The organism is Staphylococcus arlettae (genome assembly GCF_025560845.1).
GTDB classification, from domain to species: domain Bacteria; phylum Bacillota; class Bacilli; order Staphylococcales; family Staphylococcaceae; genus Staphylococcus; species Staphylococcus arlettae.
The window spans coordinates 120,055-145,138 of sequence record NZ_CP094803.1 but is presented as its reverse complement, the minus strand read 5'-3'; the positions used below and the strand labels follow the sequence as shown (position 1 = coordinate 145,138).

Below are 25,084 nucleotides of genomic sequence, written 5' to 3'. Positions count from 1 at the left end.
TCAAAAGTGTGAACGTAATTAACAATAAAAATCACTAAATCCACTAGACCATATAGATGACTTGTTAGTAGCCTTCTATAACTAAAACTTCTAACTGAATAACGTACTTATGTCACCTTAACTTTTCCACTACATGTAACTCTACTAACACATAGACTCATTTAACATGTATTACTTATCAAAATTTTTCTCTTGCAAAATGATTCTGAAACATTTATTATAGACATTAAATATCTATAATAGTGAGGTATACACATGAAAATTACGAAAGGTTCAGACTATGCTTTACACGCACTAGCCTATTTAATTACTACCCAATCATCACAAGCAGTCAATGTACAAACATTAGCAGAGAAATTAAATGTATCGGTAACATATTTATCTAAAATACTGACACAACTAACAAAAGCTAATGTCATTAAATCATCATCTGGTGCTAGAGGTGGTTATTCGTTAGTTCAGCAGTGGGAAGATATTTCGATTTATACGATTATCACTGCCATAGATGGCCATCAAAGCGCCTTTGAAGACAGTTTTAATCATGGTCCTGAATGTAAGATTCAAAAAATCATTGTCTCTGCAGAAGATGAAATGACTAGAGCATTACAAGAAAAAACTTTAAAAGATTTAATATAGGTTAAATCTTTTTTACCTCTATTATAGATATTAAGACTCTCTAATATATAAAAAGGTGGTTATACAATGTTTGATGTTATTATTATAGGTGGTGGCCCTGCAGGTTTAGCCAGCGCGCTCACTTTAGGTCGCGCCTTAAAAACAACATTAGTGATAGACAATAATAATCCTAGAAATAAAGTGACGCAAGCATCTCACGCATATCTTACTCAAGACGGTATCTCACCGGAAGCATTACGCAGCAATGCCGAGCAAGATGTTGATAAATATGAACATGTACAACGTGTATTAGACACTGTGACACATGTCGAACAAGTAACTGATTATTTTATAATTCAAACTGAATCAACAACATATTATGCACGTAAAATTATGTTAGCCATGGGCTTAAAAGAAATATTACCTGATACCCCAGGTACACAAGCGTGTTATGGCACATCTCTATTTTACTGCCCTTGGTGTGATGGCTATGAATTACGTAACCGTTCACTAATTGTTTCTGTGCCAGCTGCTCAAGTTAAACATATGAGTAAGCTCGTGCTCAATTGGTCTCAAGATGTTGTAATACACGTAGCTGATAATGCTTCCATAGATGATGAAGATAAAGCTTATTTAGATCGTAAAGGTATCCGACTCATTACTAGTGCTATAACAGAATTCCAACATACTGAAGGTCACCTTACAGCTGTTTCGTTCGCTGATGGTACGTCAATCAATCGTGACGGTGGCTTGATTAGTATTGAAGTTAATTCCTATTTCGACTTTTTACACCCACTACAATTACAACGTGAAGACAATGGCCGTCTCACAACTAACAATTTCGGTGAAACTTCTGTTCCCGGTGTTTTTATAGTAGGCGAATCTAAAGACATCATGCCATCGCAACTTATTGATGCCGCTTCGAGCGGTAATACAGTAGCCAAATTCGTAGCAATGCAATTGATTGAAGACAATGATTAATCCCGCTAAAAAACCAAGACAGACACAGTTCATGTGTTTATCTTGGTTTTGTTCTACTATAATGATTATCACCGCGTGAAACAATATCTAAGCAACTATATATATCAAACTCAATAACGAAGCATATCATTGTGTCGATGATTTATATTTATAATAAACTAATACTATATCAATTCAAAAACACTATAAAAGAAGGTAAAACAATGCAAATATTAGATAATTATTTCAAGCTTTTTGACGAAGCACGTTACAATGAAGAAAGTTTTCAACAACTAACTGACTTGTTTAGTGACGACATTGTTTTTGTATTAAACGGTAAATCATTTCAAGGGAAAGCAGCTTGGCAAAATTTCGTCTGCAGTGTCTATCAAACCAATGAAGATTTAAATCACATGCACAACGGCTGGGTCAAACAAGAGGACGGCTCATTTCAAACCCAGTGGGCGATTTGTGGTAAGCGTTTTGAGTCAGGTGTCTATACGCAGGAAGGACTCGATATTGCCCGTATCAATGAAAATGGAAAAATTGCCTATTTAGAAAATAAACCAAATGACACACAATTATTTTCTGGGCAATAATACAGTTATAATTATTTAACTACATAAATGAGGTGTGAAACTGTGAAAAAACATATTGAAGTGGTAGCGGCTGTCATTATCGCTGACCAACAAGTACTTTGTGCCCAACGCAGTGACTCGATGTCTTTACCCTTATTATGGGAATTCCCAGGTGGCAAAGTCGAACCTGGAGAATCTAAAAGTACTGCTTTGAAACGTGAAATTAAGGAAGAGCTATTATGTGACATTGTGGTCGAAGATAAGATTACCACCACTACTTATGACTATGATTTTGGTGTTGTACATCTCCATTCATATCATTGTACTTTACAAACACAAGCCCCTACTTTAACTGAACACAAAGCGATGAAGTGGCACAATACCACCGAACTTCAACAATTAGCATGGGCACCCGCAGATATTCCAACTGTGAATATGATCAGTCAGTTTTATTAGGTTGTATATGTTCATCGTATTAATATTATCTTGCTATAGCAAAAGACTGGGACAAAATGGATTCGTCTCAGCCTCTTTTCATTTTGGCAGTAGCTGACTGTATTGAAAATGCGCTTCAAATCAAGCTTTTTTCAATGCTAGTCATCCTTGCCGGGGTGGGACGACGAAATCTTTTTATCAAATTAGATTTCTGTCCCACTCCCTTTGTTCAGTCTATAATCACATCTTTACCTGCTGCACGTAATGCTTCTAAACCTGCTAGCATCTTATTGATTTCTTCATCAGAGTGTCTTTCCCAATCAGCTAATTCAGCTACAATTTTAAGTGGTGCTGTTGAACGATATGAACGAGTTGGGTTGCCTGGGAATTTTTGATCAGTCACATTAGGATCATCTTCAAAATCTCCCAAAGGCGTTACAATATATATCCGTTCTTGGTCTTCTTCACCTATAGTCGTAGCTAATTCTGCTCCCCACTTTGCTGCTTCCAATGTGCCAGTAAAATAAATATGCTTTAAGGTAATATCTTTAAAATTCGACTTAAATCCAGGTTGCAATAAGTCGCCGACAGCTAACCTCGCTTTAGTTCCGTGAAAATACAGCGTGTTTTCAAACGCTTTAAGTTGCTCATCCATAGCACCACTCCTTAATACTAGATGGCATCCAGTATAGTATGTAACTGAGACAAATAGTAGACTGCAACTTTCTACATATTTATAGTATAATTAAAGTGAGGAAAGATACCTTTTATTTATTTGATAATTTGTAACCATTTTTGATAGTCGCAACAATGTATATTAGCTATGACTGGAATGCTCTACTTCCGTCATTACTACGTCTTGCGCTGCCACGACTTGGCAACTTCCACCTGCTCCATATCTATTTGGCTTTTTATTCCCACGCATAATCAATACTATCCATGTATAAAGTGTAACCACACCTGCAAACAACGTACCAAACACACCAGCCAACATTATAGCTTTAAGCACACCCATTGTTTCAGTTTGAGTTGCAATTGTGATAATGATTAACCCAAAAGCTATAGTTCCAACAGCTGTAATTAAACCACTGATATGTGAAATTATAGCTAACAGCATAGTACGATTGGTGTCATGTAACCGTCTCACTTTTACTGTGAAAGTTGGAATAATTAAGAAGAGTGCAAAAACACTACTGAGTGTGCCAACTGAAAATATCCCTAACAATGAAGTTATTAAAAAGTTAATCCAAAAAGGATGCCAAAAATCAGAACGTGATGCTCTCCCTTTAACATCTAAAAAACGTGTCCAAAATGCTGTGTAACTTTGCATAATTTGCATTGGTAAACTGTTCATCGCTTGTCTCCTTACAACTTGTTAGTAACAGTATACAAATAATAATTATTCATTACAAATTAATTTAAAAATTTTTATATTTTAATAACAATTAAATTTAAATTCATATTAGCATGGGGTAATCCTTCAACATTTTAGCTTGGTACTGCTTTATTTTTGTCTGTAATATTTTCACATCATTTTCTAAGTCTAGAACATGCATTTTTCTATGACATGTAGGGTCTAAAGCAACGGCATTATCAATACTATCCTCGCCTTGGTTTGCTAACCAAGTTACATGATGACATTCCAAATAAGGTTTGCCATTTTTATCTTTAAAGGGCGCAGGCTCTCCACACAAATCACAATAACCTTCTGCACGTTCTTTCACATGGGCAGCAACATAGTTATTTCGTTCATATACAGTCGTATATGCTTTCCTCTGGCCGACCTTTTTAGCTTTTTTCGCACGTTGATATAATTCTTCACTTCCTAGCTTATAGGCCTGTTTTTCTTGGCGTTCCTCTTTTTCTTTATACAGTTTTTCTGATATAACATATTCATTGTCGTTGAAAGAGAGTGGAAAAATATAAACCATTCTGCCGTTTTGTTGCTCTGTATAAGGGCTAGCACATAATTTTACTTCACCTCGAAAAGTATGCTCACCTGCTTTAAATGTTTCAAATAAATACACTTTTGTACTGAGCTCATTTGAATCATATAATGTTCTATTTTGTTTTTTAAGTTCTTGATCTTGATTTCTCTTTTGTCCCTCACCTGTATAATGCATTATTTGGTTTCCATATTTATCTATATAACTTTTATCTTCATAAATAGGTTCTTTTTTTAATTGATCTGAAAATAATACGAGTGAATTTGTTAAATGTCCGCGTCTCATACCTCCTTGACCAGAACATTTAAAAGTTTCTTGAATCGTTTTATTATTGTATATATTTCCAACTTGCATTTTGCTTATTGCTTTTCTGTTCTGTTCTAGCCACTGATTAATTTCTTGTTCATCATAGTAATACTTACGTGATTTGACGGTTATAATTTTTCCATGTTCGTTCCATTTTTTAAATGCCCCATCATCAATTTTTAAAGCTTTTTTTACTTCTTGTTTCGTTAGCCATTGTTCCACACTATACGCCCCTTTATCTATAAAACCATCAATTGTCACCATTTAATTAATCGAACTTCTAAATGATTATAATAATATTTAATTTCATTTAAAAAGTCTTTTATTACTTAGGATTTTAACATATAATTTAACACTTTTTTCTACTTCTAAATATAATACTTAATGTCATGGAAAACTTTTATCTTATTGCATAGAACTCAGGGTATACACATTAACATTGCCCCTCACATAAAAAAACTAGAATACTTATCTCCTGTATAAATCTGGAAATAAGTATCCTAGTACTTGGACTCTTTATGAAATTATTTGTCTGTAGAGAATTACAGCGCTCCATTTAAGAATTGGGCTTCACCATTAAAGAAGCTCCAATCATCATCTGTATTTTCTACTAGGCTAAACATAATATCTTCTTTACGTATGCCTAATTGACTATGCAGTTCAGTTACTAATGTTTCGTAGAATGCTAATTTTTGTTGTTGTGTTCTAGGTCTAGTAATAATAGTAAAAACAACAATATTATTTGTACGTGTTACGCCTAAGCCTGTATCCAAAATTTGCATTTCGTATGGTTCATGTTGATTTACGATTTGATATCTGTCTCCTACTGGGGCATTAAATGTTGTTAGCATGACATCATAAGAAATATCTAGTATTTGTTGAATTTCTGTTTGTGTGCGACCTTTTATTAAATCAATTTTCATTAATGGCATAGGGCACGTCCCTTCATTTACAGTTTTTATACACGATTTTGTGAAGTGCATTTATGGATAATAGATTTAACTGTTGCTTTTATAACTTCTTTGCTGGGATTTAAAATTTGTTGTGGGTTAAACAACGATGTATCATCATTTAGTGTTTGTCTTAATTGATTACTCCATGCAATATTAATTTCAGTATTAAAATTAATTTTGGCATGACCTAAATGTATGGCTTTTAATAAATCTTCATCTGAGATGCCTGACGCACCGTGTAATACTAAGGGTAGATCTAACGCATTTTGTATTTCTTTCATTTCTGCAAAGCCCAAATTGGGTTCACCTTGATACTTTCCATGTACAGAACCTAGTGCTGGCGCCAACGTATCTAGCTGTGTTTCTTTTGCCAATCTCAAACAGTCATTAAAATCTGCATATTTAACATTGCCAATAACACCATCTTCATTACCACCAATTGCCCCTATCTCACCTTCAACTAGAACATTATGTTGATGTGCATAATCGACAACTTCTTTAGTTTGTTTTATATTTTCTTCAATCGGTAACTTCGAACCATCAAACATGACGGAATCATAGCCTGCATCTACTGCCTTTTTACAGTTGTCTACGGTTAAACCATGATCTAAATGAATAATAACAGGGACAGTTATGTTCATAGCCTTCACTTTGTCTTTAATGACTGAACATATAAATTGATATCCACCTAGAAATTCAATAACTTTATCGGTAGTTCCTACAATAATAGGTGAACGTGTATCTTCAGCAGCTTGCAAAATACCTTCAATCCAAATTAATCCATTGACATTAATTTGAGGTATCGCATATTGTTCATCCTTGGCTTGTTGTATAAATGACTTCATTTATGAGCGTCCCACCTTTCTACCTGTTTATAATTTTTGGGGTTGATTCGTTTTTAGTGACTCTTGACATTTTAAAGCGATTTGTTGTGCTTTATAGCCATCTTCAATTGAACATAAAACGTCTGTATCATTGAGAATAGCATCTATAAAATCATTCATCTCTACTTTATATGCATCGCTATATCTTTCTAGGAAGAAATAAGGTGGACTATCTCTTCTAATACCATCTACACGATGATAATTTAACGTTGAAGATTGCTCGTTTCCTACATCAATCGCGCCATTATCACCTAAAATTTCGATACGTTGATCATAGCCATAAACGCTTCTACGACAATTTTCAATCATAGCAATTGAACCATTTTCGAATTTCAGTGTAATTAGTGCCGTATCAATATCGTCATATTCTGCAATTTCAGGATTAACCAAGGCGTCACCAGAAGCATACACTTCTACTATTTCTGATTGCATTAAGTATCGTGCCATATCAAAGTCATGAATCGTCATATCCATAAACAACCCACCAGAACGCTTAATATATTCAATTGGAGGGGGCTCTGGATCTCTAGACGTAATTCTTAATGTTTGAATTTGACCTAATTCACCATCACTCAATATAGAATGTAGTTGTTTAAAGTTCTTATCAAACCTTCTGTTAAAGCCCATTTGAAGCTTAATATTAGATTGCGCTACCGCTGCTACCGCTTCTTCTGCTTCTTCCAAAGATAGACTGATAGGTTTTTCGCAAAATATATGTTTACCTTGTGCTGAAGCCTCTTTAATAATATCAACGTGTGTATCTGTCGGAGAACAAATAATTATCGCATCAACTTCTGGATCATTAATAATGTCTCTATGATCTTTAGTTTTATTTTCAATACCTGCTTGTGCAATCCATTCTGACATCTTGTCGCAGTTTAAATCTGAAATCCATTTAATCTTTACATCGTTGTGTGTCTGCAAATAGCTGATATGCAACTGTCCAATTCTACCAGCACCAATTACTCCAAATGTAAGTGTCATAATTTTCCTCCTTTTAAGCTATACCTAGTGGTGAAAATAAGATATAAGTACCAATTACTACTATTACGATAATCGCACCAACTACATATCTATATTTCCACGGTGTAATATCTACTTTTGCGTAATTTACATTGAAATCAAATTCATCCGATGGTTTCCATTTGTTAAATAACAGAACGATGAATAAATCAATAAAGAATAATACACTTAATACATATAAGTAGTGTATGTCTGTTAACAATACTTTTGAAAGCGCATACATAATAATGTGTAAAATAAACATCACTTTAGCACCTTGCTGTGATGTCCGCTTAACGAAAAATCCTACTAGTATCAATACTAATAATGGCATATTGTAAATACCGTTAAATTCTTGAACAACAGCGTATAATCCTTGTGGGAAGATTGAAATCATTGGCGCTATGATTACTACAACAACGCCGACAATTATCGTTACGATTCTACCCATTCTAGACACTTGCTTATTTGTAGCTTCCTTATTAATAACTGATTTATAAAAATCTAGAGAGAATAAAGTTGCTGTACTATTTAAAGATCCTACAAATGAACTTAGAATTGCACCAAAAATCACTGCACCAAACAACCCATAAGCCCAACCTGGTAATACTTCATTTACTAACATAGGATATGCATTATCAGGATTTGTAACTTTATCGCCTAACATGTTGAACGCAAGAACTCCGGGGAATACTAAGAATAATGCACCAAAAATTTTAAATATACCGACAAACATAGCACCTTTTTGCGCTTCTTTTAGATTTTTACCTGCTAATGCTTTTTGAACTATCATTTGGTTCGTACACCAAAAGAATAAATTATTGAAAAACATACCAAAGAATAACGTTGGCCAAGGTACGATATCAGAGTCTATTGCACCTAGTGAATTTAATTTCTCTGGTGTGTTTTGCACAACTTTATCAAATCCATGTAACAGACTACCATTACCAAAGAGAATCAAACCTAAGACAGGTATGGCGAGTCCTCCTATAATGAGTCCAATACCATATATAGAATCACTGTGTGCACTTAATGACAGACCACCGATAAACAAATAAATTATTCCGAAAATCCCGATAAATGTTGATATAAGTACCACAGCCGTCATATCACTTATATTTAACATTTCACTAATATTGAATATTTTATTAAATACAAGTGCACCTGAATATAAAACAACTGGTAAAAATGACACAACATATGTAAATATGAATAATAATGATACCAATCGCTTAGTAAACGTATCAAATCGCAGTTCAATAAAATCTGATATCGTATCTACACCGTATCTAAAATACCTTGGTAAAAATACCAGCGCCAATATTACTATGGCTACTGCTGCTGTTACTTCCCATGCCATAACTTCCATACCGGCCATAAAACTTTGACCGTTTTGACCGACTATTTGTTCTGTAGATAGATTTGTCATAATGATAGTAGAAGCAATTGTAAAACCGGTTAAACTTCTACCACCCATGAAGTATCCATCAGAGTTTTTAGTGTTAATTTTTCTACTTCTTAAAGATGCATACAACCCTACTAACAGTATTACTACTATAAATGAAATCCCTGCAAATAAACTCACGGCAATTTCCCTCCCTTGAGGTATAGATCACTCTAACCTGTTATATAACTACGTTATTACAAATATTAGACATGTATTCTTTTGCTTTTTTGGCGTATTTAAATGGATTAGCTATTGATGGATCTTGTTCGGCTTCAACTACAATCCAACCACTATAATTTGAGTTGTATATTTTATTTAAAATGGGTTCAAAATCAATAATGCCGTCTCCTGGTACAGTGAACATACCTTTTCTTACACCTTCTAAAAAACATTGTTGTTCTTTTTCTATTGCTGCTTTTACTTCTTGTCTCACATCTTTAAAATGAATATGCTTAATTCGATCTTCATGCTTGTTAAATATTGCTAGAGGATCTTCTCCAGATACCAAAAGGTGACCAGTGTCAAATAGTAGGGAAACATTATCTTTGCTTGTTCTCTTCATTAACTCATCAATTTCTGCTGTTGTTTGTATACCTGTCCCCATATGGTGGTGATACACAATTTCCATATCTTTCTCATGAGCTAATTGTCCTAATTTTTCCAAACCGTCTATCAAGCGTATCCATTCTGCTTCAGTAAAAATCGGCTTATCTTTAAATAAGGCTTTATCTAACTTTCCTTGAATACTGTTACCTTGCTCTGACACTACGATTACTTTAGCACCAAGTGCATGTAAGAAATCTCTATGCTCAATAAATGCCTGTCTCGTTACTTCATAAGGAGCAGATGTTAAATATAAGCTAAGCCACGCACTTGCTACTGATAATCCCCGTGCCTCTAAATAATCCTTTAATACTTCGGCATCTTTCGGATATTTATTGCCTATTTCAGTACCTTCATATCCTGCTAATGCCATTTCGCTAATACATTGTTCAAAGGAATTTTCGTTGCCTAATTCAGGCATATCATCATTTGTCCATGCGATTGGAGCACATGCATAACGAATGTCTCTAGTCATTCTGTTCACCTCATAACGTAATAATCTGCTTAGTTTCAAATGATTCCTGCATAGCAATGGCAACTTCTGTACTTTTCAATCCATCCACACCAGTAATCGTTGATTGTTCTTTATTGTTAATTGAATTAACAAATGTATTTAATTCATTCACGAAAGCAAATCTAAATCGTTCAGGAAAATGTTCTGAAGTCGGTCTGACAACACCATTTTTGTCATAAAGTGTTACCAAGTTTTTTTCCGGTGCATTACCAATTCGAATCATACCTTCAGTACCAATAATTTCCGTTTCGACATGATAACCGTGCTGCGCATTACAACCAGCTAAAAAGTAAGCAATGGTTCCATCTTCAAGTTCTGATAAACATGCTCCTGTTTCCAGCTCTTCACAATCAGATAATTCAGGTGCGGCGATGTTATTTCCTAGGGAATAAACGCTTTTAAATTCCGATCCAGTGAACCATCTTACTAAATCGATATCATGGATCGACATATCTAAAAAGATCCCACCACTGACACTGTTTTTGGCAAATTGAATAAAGCTATCAAGACCTGCACTTGGGTCAATACCATAACAGCGCATTGCTGTAATTTTACCTAGGTCACCATTGTCTACAGCTTCTTTGGCATATAAATACGATTCATCGAAACGGCGCATAAAGCCTAATTGAAAGACTTTATCTGGATGCTTATCAATCTCAGTTACGACTTGTTTAATATGTTCTAACTCTAAACCAATGGGTTTTTCAGAGAACACATGCAAACCTTTTTCAAGTGCTTGCGTGATTTGCACGGCATGAAAACCACTCGGTGATACTATAACGACAGCATCTAATTCATCATTTTCAATCATTTCATTGTATGATTTATAACAATGTTGAACACCTAATTGATCTTTTGCATATGCGAGTTCCGCATCCACTACACTTGCGACGGCATATAATTCCGCATTTTTAACATGATTTACTATATTGGAAGCATGCACTTGCCCTAACCTACCAAGACCGACTTGTCCTATTTTTATCTTTGTCATAGTTGTACCACCTATCTTAATAATGTTTCGCTGTTTTCATTGTTTGTGCTTTTTGTGAAAATGCTTCTTTTATTGAAGGCTTGTCACTATGCTCAGAAACTCCGACATTCCAAAAGGACTCATAGCCATCTGTCATAGTTTTAGGCAACGTTTTAATGTCAATCAACGTAGATTTAGTCTCTTGCTTAGCCTGCTCAATCGCTGTTGCTAACGACTTCGTATCATTCACCTTATAAGATTTGGCACCATAACCTTCAGCCACTTTTTGATAGTCTATATTTAGTGGTTGACCGTTATAATCTGTGAACTCTGTGCAGAAGCTTTCACTTCCGTTGCCCATTTGTAAGTTGTTAATACAGCCAAAGCCACTATTATCAAATAAAATAATATTGATTTTATAGTTATACTGCAGTGCTGTTATGAGTTCGGTATGCAACATAAGGAAGCTACCATCTCCGACAAGCGCATAGACTTCTTTATTAGGTTCTGCAATCTTTGCACCTACTGCGGCAGCAATTTCATAGCCCATCGTCGAATACCCATATTCCATGTTATACGTGTTGAACGTATCTGTTTCCCACAATCTTTCTAAATCTCCTGGCAAGGAACCTGCTGCGGCAACAATGATTGCGTCTGGTGCAATCGTGTTATTTACTTCAATTAATGCATTTGTTTGTGGCAATTCAGTTTGTAATGCTTCCACATATTGATTCATTTTGGCTTGGTCAAACTGATCCGCAATTTCAGGTGTAAAATCCCCACTGTTAATATTGACAGTCGCCAATCTTGCACGTTCATTTGACCATTGCTGTTTAATATCAGAAACTGTGTCTGTGACATCGAATTGATGGTCGTTTAATGCGTCCTTGAGTTTAGACACCGACACTTTCGCATCACCGACGACTTGTGTTGCATCTAACTTGTATGCATCCACCCTATTGATGTTAATATTTATCAATTTTGCAGTGTCGAAATTAATAGCAGTCTTGGAACTCGTAGTAAAATCAGAGTATCTCGTGCCTATACCAACAATGACATCAGCCTCTTTAGCATAGACATTAGCCGCTAAATTACCTGTCACACCTAATCCACCTAAATTTAATGGATGAGAAGCCTCAATTGTTGATTTACCAGCTTGTGTTTCAGCCATAGGAATGTTGTGCGTTTCAATCAGTTGTTTGATTTCTTTTTGTGCTTCTGAATACTTAGCACCACCGCCAACGATGACTAATGGCTTTTTAGCAGTTTTCAATGTGTTACTAGCAAGATCAATCGCTCGTTCAGACGGCTCTAATCTATCTACATAATGGACACGCTTTTCAAAGAAGGTTTCTGGAAAATCAAACGCTTCACCTTGCACATCTTGACTTAAAGCCAATGTAACTGGTCCTGCCGTCTGTGGGTTGGTCATTACTTCAAATGCTCTAATAAGTGCTGACATAATTTGTTCTGGTCGTGTAATGCGATCAAAATATCTAGATAATGGTTTAAGCGCATCATTTGTTGTTATACCAATACTTTGAGGATTTTCTATTTGTTGTAATACTGGGTCTGGTTGACGTGTCGCAAACGTATCTCCAGGAAGAAATAGTACAGGGATATGATTGGCAGCCGCAGTACCTGCAGCTGTTACAACATTGGCAGAACCAGGACCAACAGAACTCGTCACTGCAAAAATTTTCTTTCTTAGCCTTTGTTTACTAAAGCCAATCGCCGTATGTGCCATACCTTGTTCATTTTTACCTTGTATAATTTTCAATTCTTGTTGATATTTTGATAAACCTTCACCCATACCAAGCACATTACCGTGTCCGAAGATATTCATTACACCTTCTACAAAGCGTGTTTCTTCGCCATCAACATAAATATATTGTTGTGTTAAAAACTTAACGATTGCTTCTCCTGTCGTTAATCTCACCGTATTGACCATGTTTGCACCACCTTAAGATTGTTCTTTAATTAAGTCTTCGATTTTTTCTACAGTAGGCATAGCTTCTGATGAACTGTGACTACTAACTACGATTGCTGCTGATGCGGCACCATATTGCAGTGCTTCCTCTACACTTTTGCCCTTAACGTATGCATAAATAAAGGCTGCGGCATATGAGTCTCCTGCACCAAACGTTTTGACAACATTTGCTTTAAAGGCTTTACCTTCATATATATTTCCGGCTTTATCAAATGCATATGATCCTTGTACACCATGTTTGATGACTACTAAATTAGGGTTTTTAGTGAATAGCAAGTTGCTAATCTCTTGGTCTGACAATGCTTGATAACGTTCAACCATGTCGAATTCATCTCGCGTACCAATCACAACATCTGCTTGTTCAGCAATTAATTCATAGTAGATTGACGTTTCTTCTGTATTTCTCCAATTATATGGACGATAATCTAATTCAAAAATCACTTTAACATCATGTTTTTTAGCAAGTGCTAGTGCTTTTAACACAGATTCTCTCGAAGGTGATTGTGCTAAAGCCGTTCCAGAAATGAGCAAATATTCCGAATTTTTGATGTATAACTCATCTACATGTTCTGGAGCTAAAAATAAGTCTGCAACTGCTTCTCTATACATTAAAATGCTAGATTCTGTAGGACTTTTAATTTCAGTAAAAGTTAAACCAATTTTATGTCCTTCTTCATCGACATGAATTTGTGATGTATCAACACCGACTTCATTAAAGTAATTTGTGACAAATCGACCATGTTGGTCATCAGAGACATTGGCAATCATGCCAACGTCTAATCCTAGCTTTGCAGCACCAATCATGATATTTGCTGGAGAACCACCCACATATTTACTAAATGTTGATGTTTCTTCCATGGGTCTATTAATTTCTTTTGCATTTAAATCGACTGCAGCACGACCTATTGCTACGATATGTTTCTTATTAGCCATTTACGAGCACCCCTTTTATTTACGATCAATAATCCATTCATGGTCTGGTTGATTATAAAATTTCCAAACCTTTTTAGGCCCTGCCATAATATTTAAATAATAGCCATCATAACCATCTGGGACAGCTACTGGATGATAGCCTTTAGGAACTATCACTACATCACTATTTTCAACTGCCATTGTTTCATCAAGTGATAAATCATCTGTATACACTCTTTGAAATACAAAACCAGTACGTGGATTCATTTCATGATAATAGGTTTCTTCTAATAATGACTCATTAGGTAAATTATCCTGGTCATGTTTATGTGGCGGATAGCTAGACCAATTACCTTGATCTGTATACACTTCTACAACTAATAATTTCTCACTCGCTTTATGTGTATCTGGTAAAATGTTGTGTACATGACGTTTGTTGGAATATTTCCCTCTATCTTCAATTGAATTTTCACTTGCAGGTATCAATTGTGTCTCTCGAACTTCATCCGCAGGTGCATAGCATAAAATGACTCTTGCATCTGTAACAGCCTCTATTGTTATATTATGCTGTTTTGAAATGTAGACACTATCTGTTGGAATTTTTTCAAATACAGAATCTCTCGTGCCGATATGTTCAAATGTATTAGTACCATCTGACACTGTAACTTTACCTGTTAAGGCTACAATGCATAATTCAAAATCTTCTGTTGCTTCCTCATAATTGCCACCGCTTTTAATATCTAGTACTTTCAAGCCGATATAATCTAGATTAATATCATTTGGTTGCAAATCGTGAATGACTTGTACATCATCACTTAATGGATGATGTACAGGTTTATTTAATAAATGAGCCATTTCTATCTTCACTCCTTAAAATTGTGGTTCTCCGTGACGTGCTGTAACAACTTTTCTGTGAGTATAAAATTCAATACTATCCTTACCATTAGCATGTAATGAACCGTAGAACGAAGATTTCCAACCTGAGAATGGGAAAATCGCCATTGGTGCAGGGACACCTAAGTTAATGCCTAACATGCCTGCATCAATATTTTCTCTAAAGTATCTGATTGATGAAGCACTATCAGTAAATAAGCAAGCACCATTGGCAAATTCAGATTGATTAGCTAAAGCAATGCCTTCTTTTAAACTATCTACTTTAACAAGCGATAATACAGGCGCAAATATTTCATCCTGCCATAACTTCATATCCGTTGTAACATCTTCGAAAATGGTTGGTTTAACGAAATATCCATCTTCATTGTTACCATCTCTACCATCCAGCACTAATTTAGCACCTTCTTTTACACCCTCATCTACATATTGTAATGTCTTCGCTTTATTTTCTTCTCTGATAACTGGACCTAAAAATACATTGTCCTCAATGCCATTACCAATGACAATATCTTTAGATGCCTGCACTAATTTTTCTTTAAATTCATCATAAACATTAGATTGTACTGCAATGACAGCTGCAGCCATACAACGTTCACCTGCTGAACCAAATGCTGCACCGATAACATCTTTAACAGCTGTATCAATATCGGCATCGTTTAAGACAATCGTATGATTTTTAGCACCTGTTAAACATTGCGCACGTTTTAAGTTCTCTGTTGCTTTTTTATACACATACGCGCCAACTGGTTTAGAACCAACGAATGACACGGCCTTAATATGTTCATTTTCACAAATGCCATTAACCACATCATGTGCGCCATGAACAACATTGAATACACCTTTAGGGAAGCCTGCAGCTTCAACTAATTCAGCTAGTTTGTTAACTAATAACGGTGTTTTTTCTGATGGTTTAATTACAAAGGTATTACCTAACGAAATCGCCATCGGGAACATCCAACATGGCACCATCATTGGGAAATTAAATGGCGTAATTCCACCAACAACCCCTACAGGATATTTATAGCTTGTACCTTCAATATTCGTTGCAATACTTGATAACGAATCACCCATCATTAATGATGGTGTACCTGCTGCAAATTCAACATTTTCAATACCACGTTGTACTTCACCTAATGCTTCAGTTGTATTTTTACCATTTTCTTTAGTAATGATTGCTGCGAGTTCATCTTTATTATCTATGAGTAATTGTTGTAACTTAAATAGCAAACGCGCACGTTTCGGAACAGCAACTTCTTTCCATTCTTGAAAAGCCTCATGTGCTATTTGTGCCGCTTCATCTAACTCTTTACGTGTAGATACGGGTACTTTTGCAACAACTTCTTTAGTTGCAGGGTTTAATACATCCAAAGTTTCTGTACTCTCACATGTTTTCCACTCACCATTAATATAGTTCTTTAAGATTTCTGCCATTATAAAATCCTCCAATCATTTTATGAGTAACCGCTTACAAAAATAGTCAGACAATAAGTACTTTTGGGTTAACTATTGGTTACTTGTTGAAAATATCTTATAATAACGTTAGAATAATGTCAACTTTTGAGTAACTGTTTTAGTTTTAGGTTGTTTATACAACTTAAATTGGGTATATTGTAATAAATGGGGGAATCATATATGAAATCTAAACGTATTTATGAAATTGAAACTTTCATAAAAAATAATAAAACAGCGTCAATAGATGAGTTGCGTGAGACTTTTAATGTTTCAACCAACACGATTCGACGTGACATTAATCAACTTGTGGATATGAATGTCGTAAAAAAGGTATACGGCGGTATCGAATTTATTGAAGAAAATCATAGAACTGTGGATTATTACCAACGAAATGTTAAAAACTATAAATCTAAAAAACGTATCGGTAAACTTGCAGCTAAAGAAATTGAAGCTTATGACATTATCTATATTGATACAGGTACTACAACAATACATATATTAGATTATGTCGATAAAAACTTACCGTTTACGATAATAACTAACAGCTTAGACATAATGAATAAAGCATCACAGTTTGAGTACGTCACATTATATATTATTGGTGAGAAATACAAACCTATCACGCGATCCTTTATAGGTATTAGCACTAATATGCTGTTAGAAAAATTCAACATTAGTAAGGCCTTTATGGCAGCAACGGGTATCAATGTCCAAAATGGACTATCCAATTCTGAAATGGAAGAAAATTTAATCAAACAATATATTACAGGTAAATCAAAAGAAACTTATGTCTTAGCTGATTACAGTAAAATGGGAAAATCCACTTTATTAACCTACTGTCCTTTAAATAGTATTAGTAAGATTTTCACTGATAAAATCCCTCCCAATGATATTAATGATTATTGTCACGACCAAAACATCACAGTTCACTTTTAGTCCTAATAATTTAAATACTTTAAACGTTTGTAACTATAGGGTTTTACTATTACAGAATTTTAGTCACTTTTCAAAATTTTAACTATAATACAAGTGAACAATAATGATAGTTGTTTCTCATGAAACAACTATCATTATTAAATTACTCCCTATTATCAACCATTAAAAATGTATATTAACTTGCCGTTAAACTAAAAAAGAGGAGACTATGAAAGTCTCCTCTTAGCTCGTGTATTATGTTGCTGAAGATAATGTCCTATCAAACACTTAAAAACATTGCTTGTTTAACTCCACATTTCACTTAATACTTCGGCAAAATCTACGGGTTTTTGAACATATCCTAAATGCCCACCTGGACTTTCAGTTATGTTTAGACCAGTTTGTTCAGCGATATAAAAATTAACATCTTGTGGAAAAGAACCTTTAGAATCGATACCATTTAATAAAGTGATGTTATCCTTATGTCGATTTAAATCTGCTAAGCCGATATTTGATTGCGTATATTGGCGCATTTCGTATTTTGCCCAAAATATCATACTGTCGTATTGTTCTTTTTTCTTAATATCTATTATTTACACCTTCTCCAAAACAACAAAAATATAAGTTGACTGTAACCTTTCAGTTAATAGTTCAATCACATAGATGAATTGCGCAAAAGGTTTGTAAGCGAGTTGCCTGTGGTACATAAATAAAGACTGGATTCTTTATCCCAATACCAGTAGGAGGTAATTCAATGGGAAAATTAAACAATTTAAAAAAACAAAAAAACATTGATTTAAATTTTAATACATCCTCTCAAACTAACCGTGTTACGCTAATTTATAAAGCTTTATATCAATTAAATGATGTTATACTTGGCTTAATATTTTTAATCGGAAGTTTATTATTCTTCAGTTCTGAAACGGTAATAGCTGGTACGATACTTTTTGTCATAGGCAGTATTCAAATGACAGTTAGACCTTTAATTGCTTTAGCACATGACTTACATTTAGCATCTTATTATAAAAAACATGATCAAGACCTATAATAAAAAGGGGGGGGCAGAAAGCTCATATTATTACATAGATTTCGTCGTCCCTCCCCGACAAGGCTGACGAGCATTGAAAAAAGTTTGACTTGAAGCGCATGTTCAATACAGTCAGCTACTGACAATATGAAACGAGACTAGAACTTCATTGAGACGTCCTAGTCTCGTTTTTGCTTTATAGTCTCGTGTACATAGCACGAATATATACGTCTCCACTACAATATTATTTGTTAATAGCACATCAATTTCGCTATATCTTTATCTTATTTTAATGATGCTGGAAAATCTTGATAGCCTTCGCTAATATTCACGACATTTTCAAATCCTTTGTTTTCTAAGATACCCACGGCGATTGAACTTCTAACGCCTGACTGACAATGTACGTATATTTTATCCTCTTTATTAAATGGAATACTTTCATTTAATAATTTACCATGTGGAATATTGACTGCTTGATCTAAATGCCCATTATGCCACTCTTCATCATTACGTACATCCAGTACATGTTCTTCTTTACCGGTTATATCCATACTGTGAATGGATTGTGTTTTAACTTCTGGTTTTGGCAAACGGTAACCTACTACATTATCAAAACCAATTAATTGTAAGGTATGCGCTGCTTGTTCAACGGTAGATTTATCACCAATCAAATCTATACTTTTTTCATAGTCTAAATACCAACCGATTTGGTTAATAAAGTTTTTATCGTAAGGAATATTGATTGTTCCTTCAGTATGACCACCATGAAAGGCTTCTTTACTACGAAGATCAAAGGCTATTCTTTCATTATCTAAACTAGGATAAACATTGTATGTTTGATACAAGTTCATACCAAATTGATTAATCTGTTTCATCTGTGCAAAGTGATGGGGTGGCGCTGGTTGATTTGATGTTAATGTTTCAATGAACTTGCTTTCATCAGTTTCATTAAATGCCCAGTTATTTATTTTTTCATAACCTAGCGTAGACATTGGTACCGCACCTAATGCCTTACCACAAGGACTGCCAGCACCGTGTCCTGGCCAAATTTGAAGATAATCTGGTAAATCTTTAATACTTTCTATAGATTGATACATTTGTTGCGCACTAACTTCTGTAGAGCCTTCCATTTGAACTGACTTTTCTAGTAAATCCGGTCTCCCAATATCACCTACAAAAACAAAATCGCCACTAAACAAGCCCATTGGAACACTTGAGCCGCCCCCTTCATCAGTGAGTAAGAAACTAATACTCTCAGGGGTATGACCAGGTGTATGCAATACTTCTAATTTAATATTACCTACTCGAATAATATCTTGATTTTTAACAAAATGTGTTTGTTTAGGCATATTTTTATAACTTAATTGCTCATCGCCTGCGCCAGACACATATATATTGGCGTTTAAACGTTTTGCCACATCTCGAATTCCAGAAGCAAAATCAGCGTGGATATGTGTTTCTGCAGCTTGTGTAATTTTAAAACCTTCGCTATCTGCAACTTCGATATATTTTGTTAAATCACGAACAGGGTCAATTATTATTGCCTCTCCTGTACGTTGACAGCCAACTAAATAAGATGCTTGAGATAAATGATTATCATAAAATTGTTTAAAAAACATGAAATGAACTCCTTGTTTAAATAGATTTAATTAGATAAATAAATTGTGACTTGCTTTTTCAGTATCACCAATATAAGTCCCTACGCCACCGTATCCTACTTCGTCTCTGAGCTCTTCTTTCTGAATGCCCATAACATCCATACTCATCGTACAAGCGATTAATTTGATATCTTGGTCGATTGCTTGGTCAATGAGTGATGGTAATGAATCAACATTTTTCTTTTTCATTACGTAGCGCATCATGATATTACCTAAACCAAACATATTCATTTTAGATAGCGGCATGTGTACAGGTGTTTTTGGCAACATCAAGTCAAACATTTTTGCGATACCTTGCTTTTTAACATGAACGGATTGGTTCTTTTTCAACGCGTTGAGTCCCCAAAACGTAAAGAAAATAGTTACGTCTCTGCCTGCAGCCTTAGCGCCATTCGCAATAATCATTGCTGCCACTGCTTTATCTAACTCACCACTAAATAGCACAATTGTAGTACCTTTGGCAGTATGGTTCACTTCCAAGTCTTTTGGTTTTTCTTTTTGAATAATGGCATTAATTCCATGATTACTTTCATCCAGTTTAACTAACGTATGTCCTGTTTGTTTGACCCAGCTTTTAATGTCACTAAAGAACCCAGGATCTGTAACTGTAACCTCTATTTGCTCGCCTACTTCAATATTTTTCACTTCTTTACTGATGTTTACAATTGGACCTGGACATTGAAGACCACTATAGTTAAATTGTTTACGCTCTGCTTTAATTGCTACATTAGTATTTTCTTCTAATGTATTATCATCGTCGTTTTTTGCTTCATACGCTTTATAGCCACCGTCTAAATTAACAATGTCGTAGCCTTGTTCAGCTAAATATTCGCTCGCTTTAGCACTTCTGGTACCACTTTTACAGTGTACAAAATAGGTTGTGTTTTTATCTTTATTGAACGATTCAATCTTATCTACAGGATGTAATTTCGCACCATTTATGTGTGCAAGCTCATATTCTTCTTGTGTTCTAACGTCAATCAGTTGACCTTGTGCGCCTAATTTTTCTAATTCTTGTTTACTGAAATTATTGATATGCTTTTCGTTATATTGTTTCATAGTAACCTCCTAATAAATACCTATAGGGGTATATTAACTAATCATTTATATTATGTCAAATACCATAGGGGGTATTTGACATTTTTGCTTTTATCGCTTATTATGATTTTATTCAATTAAAAGTGGAGGAAATAACTATGAATTATGATAAAAAAATGATTAATCGTATTAATAGAATACAAGGACAACTCAATGGCGTTATTAAAATGATGGAAGAAGAAAAAGATTGTAAAGATGTCATTACTCAAATCAGTGCATCAAAAAGCTCAATCCAACGTTTGATGGGGATTATCATTAGTGAAAATTTAATAGAATGTGTGAAAACAGCTGAGGATAATGGTGAAAGTTCTGAAGAATTGATTAATGAAGCCGTTAACTTATTGGTAAAAAGTAAATAATGGATATTTTAACTGTTATTATTATGTTACTTATTGGGGTATTCGGAGGCTTTATTTCGGGTCTAGTAGGTATAGGTGGTGCTATCATTATTTATCCGGCCATTTTATTATTACCACCACTATTTGGCGTTCCTGCATACAGTGCATACATCGCATCAGGACTTACTTCCAGTCAAGTCTTTTTCAGTACTTTAAGTGGGTCACTAAAAGCGCGAAAAAAACCAGAATTCTCCCCACCATTAGTGCTTTACATGGGTAGTGGCATGATTATAGGGAGCATGTTAGGTGCACTGTTAGCGAATGTATTTAATGCTACATTTGTAAATACGATATATATTATCATTGCTTTACTCGCATTAATTTTAATGTTTATTAATGTAAAACCGAGTTTAGATCAATCTTCCTTTAACAAGCCATTATTAGTTATGGTTGGTCTTTTCGTTGGTATCATTTCTGGTATTGTGGGCGCAGGCGGTGCTTTTATTATTATTCCCATATTGTTAGTTTTATTCAAACTATCAATGAATACAGTTGTTACTAATAGCATAATAATTGCTTTTATCTCTTCCATTGGTGCCTTTGTTATTAAACTTGTACAAGGATACATTCCTCTTGAAGACGCATTATTTTTAATCATAGGCAGTATCATCTTTGCTCCTTTAGGTTTAAAATTAAGTAAAAAGGTCCCCAGCTTCATACAAAAATGGATTATTAGTATTTTAATTATTGTTGCAATTATTCAACTTATTATATAACTAAGCGAGGTTTGGGGATAAAACACTCATGTTAGTAAAAAGTTTTCATCGCCCTAGATCGGCAATAATGACTCGCATTGAAAAGCTTAATTAAAAGACATTTTCCTGTCACTTACTGACAATATGACAAGAGACTGGGACGCATCAATGTCCCAGTCTCTTTCCTATATAAAAAATGGGAGTGGGACAGAAATCTGATTTTGAAAAAATGATTTCGTTGTCCCACCCCGGCAAGGATGACTAGCGTTGAAAAAAGCTTGGTTTGAAGCGCATTTTCAATGCAGTCAGCTACTGCCAATATGAAAAAGGATTTCGACTAAAACATGAAGTGGGACAGAAATCTGATTTTGAAAAAATGATTTCGTTGTCCCACCCCGGCAAGGATGACTAGCGTTGAAAAAAGCTTGGTTTGAAGCGCATTTTCAATGCAGTCAGCTACTGCCAATATGAAAAAGGGTTTCGACTAAAACATGAAGTGGGACAGAAATCTGATTTTGAAAAAATGATTTCGTCGTCCCACCCCGGCAAGGATGACTAGCATTGAAACAAGCTCGGTTTGAAGCGCATTTTCAATGCAGTCAGCTACTGCCAATATGAAAAAGGTTTCGACTAAAACATGGAGTGGGACAGAAATCTGATTTTGAAAAAATGATTTCGTCGTCCCATCCCGGCAAGGATGACTAGCGTTGAAAAAAGCTTGGTTTGAAGCGCATTTTCAATACAGTCAGCTACTGCCAATATGAAAAGAGATTTCGTATAAAACATGATGTGAAACAAAAATCTGATTTACTAACAAAATTCTATCGTCCCACTTCGTTCAAGGATAACTAGAAGAACTTACATTATTTAACAATAATCACAGGTATTTGAGCATGTTTAGCTACTTTATGACTAACACTACCAAGAACCATTTCCTGCAAACTGTTTAACCCACGTGTACCTAAAATAACGGCTTGATATTCTCCGCTATTCGCAACTTCTGTCACCTTTTCAGATGGCGTACCATGAACAATCTTAATATCATAATTTACAATATGTTCATCAAACAATTGTATAATGGACGAAAGTTTTTGCTCTCTTTCTTGAGTTAAGCTAACGCCCTGTTGTCCATGTAAAACATCCGTTTTTGATTCTTCCACATTTACAATAGTAAGGATTGTGACAAATGTATTTTCATCTATAAAGTTTAGTGCCTCTCGAGCTGCACGCTCACTGTTTTCTGAACCATCTGCGGCAAGTAAAATTGATTTATACATAAAAACACTCCTTAATTTAAATGGTTTTCATTTAATTTACTTAATTCTGAAACGATTTTTCGACTGCCTGTGTTTAATTTTTCGACATAAACAATGTTGTTTTTTTCTTCAAATTTTCTAACAATTGTATCAATGGCATCTACTGCCGTATCATCCCATAAGTGAGCATGCTCAAAATTCAATTCTATGATACTATCTTCAATATTAAGATTGATTTGACCCATCATAGAGTCTATTGACACAAAGAATATCTGTCCCTTAACAGAAAAAAGGTGTTTTTCATCTAAATCCTCATGAACCACTGTCACTTGAGAAATCTTAGTTGCAAAGAATAAGGCACTGAAAACAACACCTACTAAGACACCAATAGCTAAATTATGTGTCATTAATACAATAATCACGGTTAAAATCATAACAAAAGCGTCAGTTTTGGGGGCTTTCTTAATATATTTAAATGAATTCCAATCTACAGTCCCTATAGAAACCATGACCATAATTCCTGCAAGAATAGGCATTGGTATTTGTACGACTACGCCACCGAGTACAATAATCATAAATATAAGTACAATACCCGCTGTAAATGTAGACAGTCTACTATTTGCGCCTGACTTAACATTAATAACTGATTGTCCAATCATGGCGCAACCTCCCATACCACCAAAGCAACCAGTAATAACATTGGCAATCCCTTGACCACGAGATTCTTTGTTTTTGCTACTATACGTATCTGTCGCATCATCCACAATTTTAGCTGTAAGTAAACTTTCTACTAAGCCTACGATAGCCATTGACAATGAATATGGGAAAATAATTTGCAGTGTTTCTAAATTATATGGAACATTAGGCATTAAGAAGTGAGGTAAAGTTTGCTTAATACTGCCTAAGTCTCCTACAGTCCGTACGTCAGAGCCTGTATACATATACAGAGCGGTTAAAACGATTATCGCTATTAACGGAGCAGGAATCGCTTTAAAGAACCTAGGAATAATATATACAATTAATAATGTGATAATTACATATATATATGTTGATATAGATATACCAAAAATATGTTCTATTTGAGACATAAAAATCATAATACCTAAGGCATTAACAAAGCCAATCATGACAGATCGTGGAATAAATTTCATTAAACGGCCAACTTTAAGTATACCTAATAATAATTGAATAAAGCCCATCAAAATAGTCGCAGCAAAAAGATATTCAACGCCATGTTCGTTAACTAAAGGCGTAACTAAAAGTGCTACGGCCCCAGTTGCGCCAGATATCATTGCAGGCCTACCGCCAACTATCGCGGTCACGGTAGCAATGATAAATGCTGCATACAACCCTACCATGGGATCTACACCAGCAATAATTGAAAATGCAATAGCTTCAGGGATTAATGCTAATGCTACAACAATACCAGCCAGTATATTCTTTCCTGGCTGGTTAAGCCATTCAGATTTTAGTTTTTCAACCATAATTTCCTCTCCTTTACTTGTATTTCAAAGTATAACAGAAAAGTTTCATATGTATACCCCTTAATGAAACTATATGTTACAATTTTTCTATA

General features: G+C 34.8%; 25 protein-coding genes and 1 pseudogene. 8 read left to right on the top strand and 18 right to left on the bottom strand.

Annotated elements, in window-relative coordinates:
- Positions 1–255 precede the first annotated feature (255 nt).
- The 4 genes from MUA37_RS00680 to MUA37_RS00665 all read left to right on the top strand — a co-directional run bounded on the left by MUA37_RS00680 (position 256) and on the right by MUA37_RS00665 (position 2,609).
- Entirely contained in the window at positions 256–636 is a 381-nt protein-coding gene (locus tag MUA37_RS00680) for an RrF2 family transcriptional regulator (protein WP_002509960.1), read from the top strand.
- Between the two features lie 66 nt (positions 637–702).
- Positions 703–1,596, top strand: a complete 894-nt coding sequence (locus tag MUA37_RS00675; RefSeq protein ID WP_262624728.1) for an NAD(P)/FAD-dependent oxidoreductase — start codon at positions 703–705, stop codon at positions 1,594–1,596.
- 203 nt (positions 1,597–1,799) lie between these two features.
- Positions 1,800–2,174 carry a nuclear transport factor 2 family protein gene (locus MUA37_RS00670; protein WP_262615280.1) on the top strand — a complete coding sequence of 125 codons (375 nt, stop codon included), beginning with the start codon at positions 1,800–1,802 and terminating at the stop codon, positions 2,172–2,174.
- Positions 2,175–2,216: 42 nt separating this feature from the next.
- On the top strand, positions 2,217–2,609 hold the full coding sequence (locus MUA37_RS00665) for a (deoxy)nucleoside triphosphate pyrophosphohydrolase (protein ID WP_262615279.1): 393 nt from the start codon (positions 2,217–2,219) through the stop codon (positions 2,607–2,609).
- 208 nt (positions 2,610–2,817) lie between these two features.
- Here the strand turns inward: MUA37_RS00665 and arr are convergent, their stop codons facing one another.
- The 13 genes from arr to MUA37_RS00600 form a co-directional block, all read right to left on the bottom strand.
- Positions 2,818–3,243: an NAD(+)--rifampin ADP-ribosyltransferase gene (arr, locus tag MUA37_RS00660; RefSeq protein WP_142019214.1), complete on the bottom strand. Its 426-nt coding sequence runs from the start codon at positions 3,241–3,243 to the stop codon at positions 2,818–2,820.
- A 162-nt stretch (positions 3,244–3,405) separates the two neighbouring features.
- Positions 3,406–3,942: a DUF805 domain-containing protein gene (locus tag MUA37_RS00655; RefSeq protein WP_142019213.1), complete on the bottom strand. Its 537-nt coding sequence runs from the start codon at positions 3,940–3,942 to the stop codon at positions 3,406–3,408.
- A 103-nt stretch (positions 3,943–4,045) separates the two neighbouring features.
- Positions 4,046–5,104, bottom strand: a complete 1,059-nt coding sequence (locus tag MUA37_RS00650; protein ID WP_262615278.1) for an SRA domain-containing endonuclease — start codon at positions 5,102–5,104, stop codon at positions 4,046–4,048.
- Between the two features lie 278 nt (positions 5,105–5,382).
- Positions 5,383–5,772, bottom strand: coding sequence for a tautomerase family protein (locus MUA37_RS00645; protein WP_262615277.1), 390 nt, complete (start codon positions 5,770–5,772; stop codon positions 5,383–5,385).
- A 26-nt stretch (positions 5,773–5,798) separates the two neighbouring features.
- The gene (gene fba, locus MUA37_RS00640; RefSeq protein ID WP_262615276.1) at positions 5,799–6,638 is read right to left on the bottom strand and encodes a class II fructose-1,6-bisphosphate aldolase; all 840 of its coding nucleotides are present in this window, start codon (positions 6,636–6,638) and stop codon (positions 5,799–5,801) included.
- A gap of 27 nt (positions 6,639–6,665) precedes the next feature.
- Positions 6,666–7,664 (bottom strand): inositol 2-dehydrogenase, encoded by a 999-nt coding sequence (iolG, locus tag MUA37_RS00635; RefSeq protein ID WP_262615950.1) that lies wholly within the window; start codon positions 7,662–7,664, stop codon positions 6,666–6,668.
- 10 nt (positions 7,665–7,674) lie between these two features.
- On the bottom strand, positions 7,675–9,264 hold the full coding sequence (locus MUA37_RS00630) for a solute:sodium symporter family transporter (RefSeq protein ID WP_262615275.1): 1,590 nt from the start codon (positions 9,262–9,264) through the stop codon (positions 7,675–7,677).
- A 40-nt stretch (positions 9,265–9,304) separates the two neighbouring features.
- Positions 9,305–10,204 carry a myo-inosose-2 dehydratase gene (gene iolE / locus MUA37_RS00625; RefSeq protein WP_204172283.1) on the bottom strand — a complete coding sequence of 300 codons (900 nt, stop codon included), beginning with the start codon at positions 10,202–10,204 and terminating at the stop codon, positions 9,305–9,307.
- Between the two features lie 10 nt (positions 10,205–10,214).
- A complete protein-coding gene (locus MUA37_RS00620; protein ID WP_262624727.1) occupies positions 10,215–11,234 on the bottom strand; it encodes a Gfo/Idh/MocA family oxidoreductase in 1,020 nt (339 codons plus the stop codon).
- A gap of 16 nt (positions 11,235–11,250) precedes the next feature.
- Positions 11,251–13,164, bottom strand: a complete 1,914-nt coding sequence (gene iolD, locus MUA37_RS00615) for a 3D-(3,5/4)-trihydroxycyclohexane-1,2-dione acylhydrolase (decyclizing) (protein ID WP_262615273.1) — start codon at positions 13,162–13,164, stop codon at positions 11,251–11,253.
- Positions 13,165–13,176: 12 nt separating this feature from the next.
- Positions 13,177–14,136: a 5-dehydro-2-deoxygluconokinase gene (gene iolC / locus MUA37_RS00610; RefSeq protein ID WP_262615272.1), complete on the bottom strand. Its 960-nt coding sequence runs from the start codon at positions 14,134–14,136 to the stop codon at positions 13,177–13,179.
- A 15-nt stretch (positions 14,137–14,151) separates the two neighbouring features.
- Positions 14,152–14,970 carry a 5-deoxy-glucuronate isomerase gene (iolB, locus tag MUA37_RS00605; RefSeq protein WP_103388307.1) on the bottom strand — a complete coding sequence of 273 codons (819 nt, stop codon included), beginning with the start codon at positions 14,968–14,970 and terminating at the stop codon, positions 14,152–14,154.
- Between the two features lie 15 nt (positions 14,971–14,985).
- Positions 14,986–16,440, bottom strand: a complete 1,455-nt coding sequence (locus MUA37_RS00600) for a CoA-acylating methylmalonate-semialdehyde dehydrogenase (protein WP_262615271.1) — start codon at positions 16,438–16,440, stop codon at positions 14,986–14,988.
- A gap of 201 nt (positions 16,441–16,641) precedes the next feature.
- On the opposite strand from MUA37_RS00600, the gene MUA37_RS00595 reads away from it, so the two are divergent.
- Complete coding sequence (locus MUA37_RS00595; RefSeq protein WP_262615270.1) at positions 16,642–17,397, top strand: DeoR/GlpR family DNA-binding transcription regulator; 756 nt, start codon at positions 16,642–16,644, stop codon at positions 17,395–17,397.
- Between the two features lie 284 nt (positions 17,398–17,681).
- Here MUA37_RS00595 and MUA37_RS00590 read toward each other — a convergent pair.
- Positions 17,682–17,948: pseudogene (locus MUA37_RS00590) on the bottom strand (alpha/beta hydrolase); the annotation flags it as partial.
- A 182-nt stretch (positions 17,949–18,130) separates the two neighbouring features.
- Here MUA37_RS00590 and MUA37_RS00585 point away from each other — a divergent pair.
- Positions 18,131–18,424: a YrhK family protein gene (locus MUA37_RS00585; protein WP_262615269.1), complete on the top strand. Its 294-nt coding sequence runs from the start codon at positions 18,131–18,133 to the stop codon at positions 18,422–18,424.
- A gap of 263 nt (positions 18,425–18,687) precedes the next feature.
- Here MUA37_RS00585 and cstB read toward each other — a convergent pair whose 3' ends face one another.
- Together cstB and cstA are read right to left on the bottom strand one after the other, a co-directional pair.
- Positions 18,688–20,022 carry a persulfide dioxygenase-sulfurtransferase CstB gene (cstB, locus tag MUA37_RS00580; RefSeq protein ID WP_262615268.1) on the bottom strand — a complete coding sequence of 445 codons (1,335 nt, stop codon included), beginning with the start codon at positions 20,020–20,022 and terminating at the stop codon, positions 18,688–18,690.
- Between the two features lie 30 nt (positions 20,023–20,052).
- On the bottom strand, positions 20,053–21,120 hold the full coding sequence (gene cstA / locus MUA37_RS00575; protein WP_262624726.1) for a persulfide response sulfurtransferase CstA: 1,068 nt from the start codon (positions 21,118–21,120) through the stop codon (positions 20,053–20,055).
- 137 nt (positions 21,121–21,257) lie between these two features.
- Here cstA and cstR point away from each other — a divergent pair, with 137 nt between their 5' ends.
- Entirely contained in the window at positions 21,258–21,518 is a 261-nt protein-coding gene (gene cstR, locus MUA37_RS00570; RefSeq protein WP_193325258.1) for a persulfide-sensing transcriptional repressor CstR, read from the top strand.
- Positions 21,518–22,273: a sulfite exporter TauE/SafE family protein gene (locus tag MUA37_RS00565; protein ID WP_002509973.1), complete on the top strand. Its 756-nt coding sequence runs from the start codon at positions 21,518–21,520 to the stop codon at positions 22,271–22,273. The genes cstR and MUA37_RS00565 overlap by 1 nt, the downstream gene beginning before the upstream one ends.
- An 842-nt stretch (positions 22,274–23,115) precedes the next feature.
- On the opposite strand, the gene MUA37_RS00560 is transcribed toward MUA37_RS00565, so the two are convergent.
- Together MUA37_RS00560 and MUA37_RS00555 are read right to left on the bottom strand one after the other, a co-directional pair.
- On the bottom strand, positions 23,116–23,529 hold the full coding sequence (locus tag MUA37_RS00560) for a universal stress protein (RefSeq protein WP_002510372.1): 414 nt from the start codon (positions 23,527–23,529) through the stop codon (positions 23,116–23,118).
- Between the two features lie 11 nt (positions 23,530–23,540).
- Positions 23,541–24,992: a SulP family inorganic anion transporter gene (locus MUA37_RS00555; protein WP_002510373.1), complete on the bottom strand. Its 1,452-nt coding sequence runs from the start codon at positions 24,990–24,992 to the stop codon at positions 23,541–23,543.
- Positions 24,993–25,084: the final 92 nt, after the last annotated feature.

Coding starts and splice junctions, on each gene's coding strand:
- MUA37_RS00680 (WP_002509960.1), top strand. CDS start 256: ATGAAAATTACGAAAGGTTCAGACTATGCTTTACACGCACTAGCCTAT.
- MUA37_RS00675 (WP_262624728.1), top strand. CDS start 703: ATGTTTGATGTTATTATTATAGGTGGTGGCCCTGCAGGTTTAGCCAGC.
- MUA37_RS00670 (WP_262615280.1), top strand. CDS start 1,800: ATGCAAATATTAGATAATTATTTCAAGCTTTTTGACGAAGCACGTTAC.
- arr (WP_142019214.1), bottom strand. CDS start 3,243: ATGGATGAGCAACTTAAAGCGTTTGAAAACACGCTGTATTTTCACGGA.
- MUA37_RS00655 (WP_142019213.1), bottom strand. CDS start 3,942: ATGAACAGTTTACCAATGCAAATTATGCAAAGTTACACAGCATTTTGG.
- MUA37_RS00650 (WP_262615278.1), bottom strand. CDS start 5,104: ATGGTGACAATTGATGGTTTTATAGATAAAGGGGCGTATAGTGTGGAA.
- MUA37_RS00645 (WP_262615277.1), bottom strand. CDS start 5,772: ATGCCATTAATGAAAATTGATTTAATAAAAGGTCGCACACAAACAGAA.
- fba (WP_262615276.1), bottom strand. CDS start 6,638: ATGAAGTCATTTATACAACAAGCCAAGGATGAACAATATGCGATACCT.
- iolE (WP_204172283.1), bottom strand. CDS start 10,204: ATGACTAGAGACATTCGTTATGCATGTGCTCCAATCGCATGGACAAAT.
- MUA37_RS00620 (WP_262624727.1), bottom strand. CDS start 11,234: ATGACAAAGATAAAAATAGGACAAGTCGGTCTTGGTAGGTTAGGGCAA.
- iolD (WP_262615273.1), bottom strand. CDS start 13,164: ATGGTCAATACGGTGAGATTAACGACAGGAGAAGCAATCGTTAAGTTT.
- iolC (WP_262615272.1), bottom strand. CDS start 14,136: ATGGCTAATAAGAAACATATCGTAGCAATAGGTCGTGCTGCAGTCGAT.
- iolB (WP_103388307.1), bottom strand. CDS start 14,970: ATGGCTCATTTATTAAATAAACCTGTACATCATCCATTAAGTGATGAT.
- MUA37_RS00600 (WP_262615271.1), bottom strand. CDS start 16,440: ATGGCAGAAATCTTAAAGAACTATATTAATGGTGAGTGGAAAACATGT.
- MUA37_RS00595 (WP_262615270.1), top strand. CDS start 16,642: ATGAAATCTAAACGTATTTATGAAATTGAAACTTTCATAAAAAATAAT.
- MUA37_RS00585 (WP_262615269.1), top strand. CDS start 18,131: ATGGGAAAATTAAACAATTTAAAAAAACAAAAAAACATTGATTTAAAT.
- cstB (WP_262615268.1), bottom strand. CDS start 20,022: ATGTTTTTTAAACAATTTTATGATAATCATTTATCTCAAGCATCTTAT.
- cstA (WP_262624726.1), bottom strand. CDS start 21,120: ATGAAACAATATAACGAAAAGCATATCAATAATTTCAGTAAACAAGAA.
- cstR (WP_193325258.1), top strand. CDS start 21,258: ATGAATTATGATAAAAAAATGATTAATCGTATTAATAGAATACAAGGA.
- MUA37_RS00565 (WP_002509973.1), top strand. CDS start 21,518: ATGGATATTTTAACTGTTATTATTATGTTACTTATTGGGGTATTCGGA.
- MUA37_RS00560 (WP_002510372.1), bottom strand. CDS start 23,529: ATGTATAAATCAATTTTACTTGCCGCAGATGGTTCAGAAAACAGTGAG.
- MUA37_RS00555 (WP_002510373.1), bottom strand. CDS start 24,992: ATGGTTGAAAAACTAAAATCTGAATGGCTTAACCAGCCAGGAAAGAAT.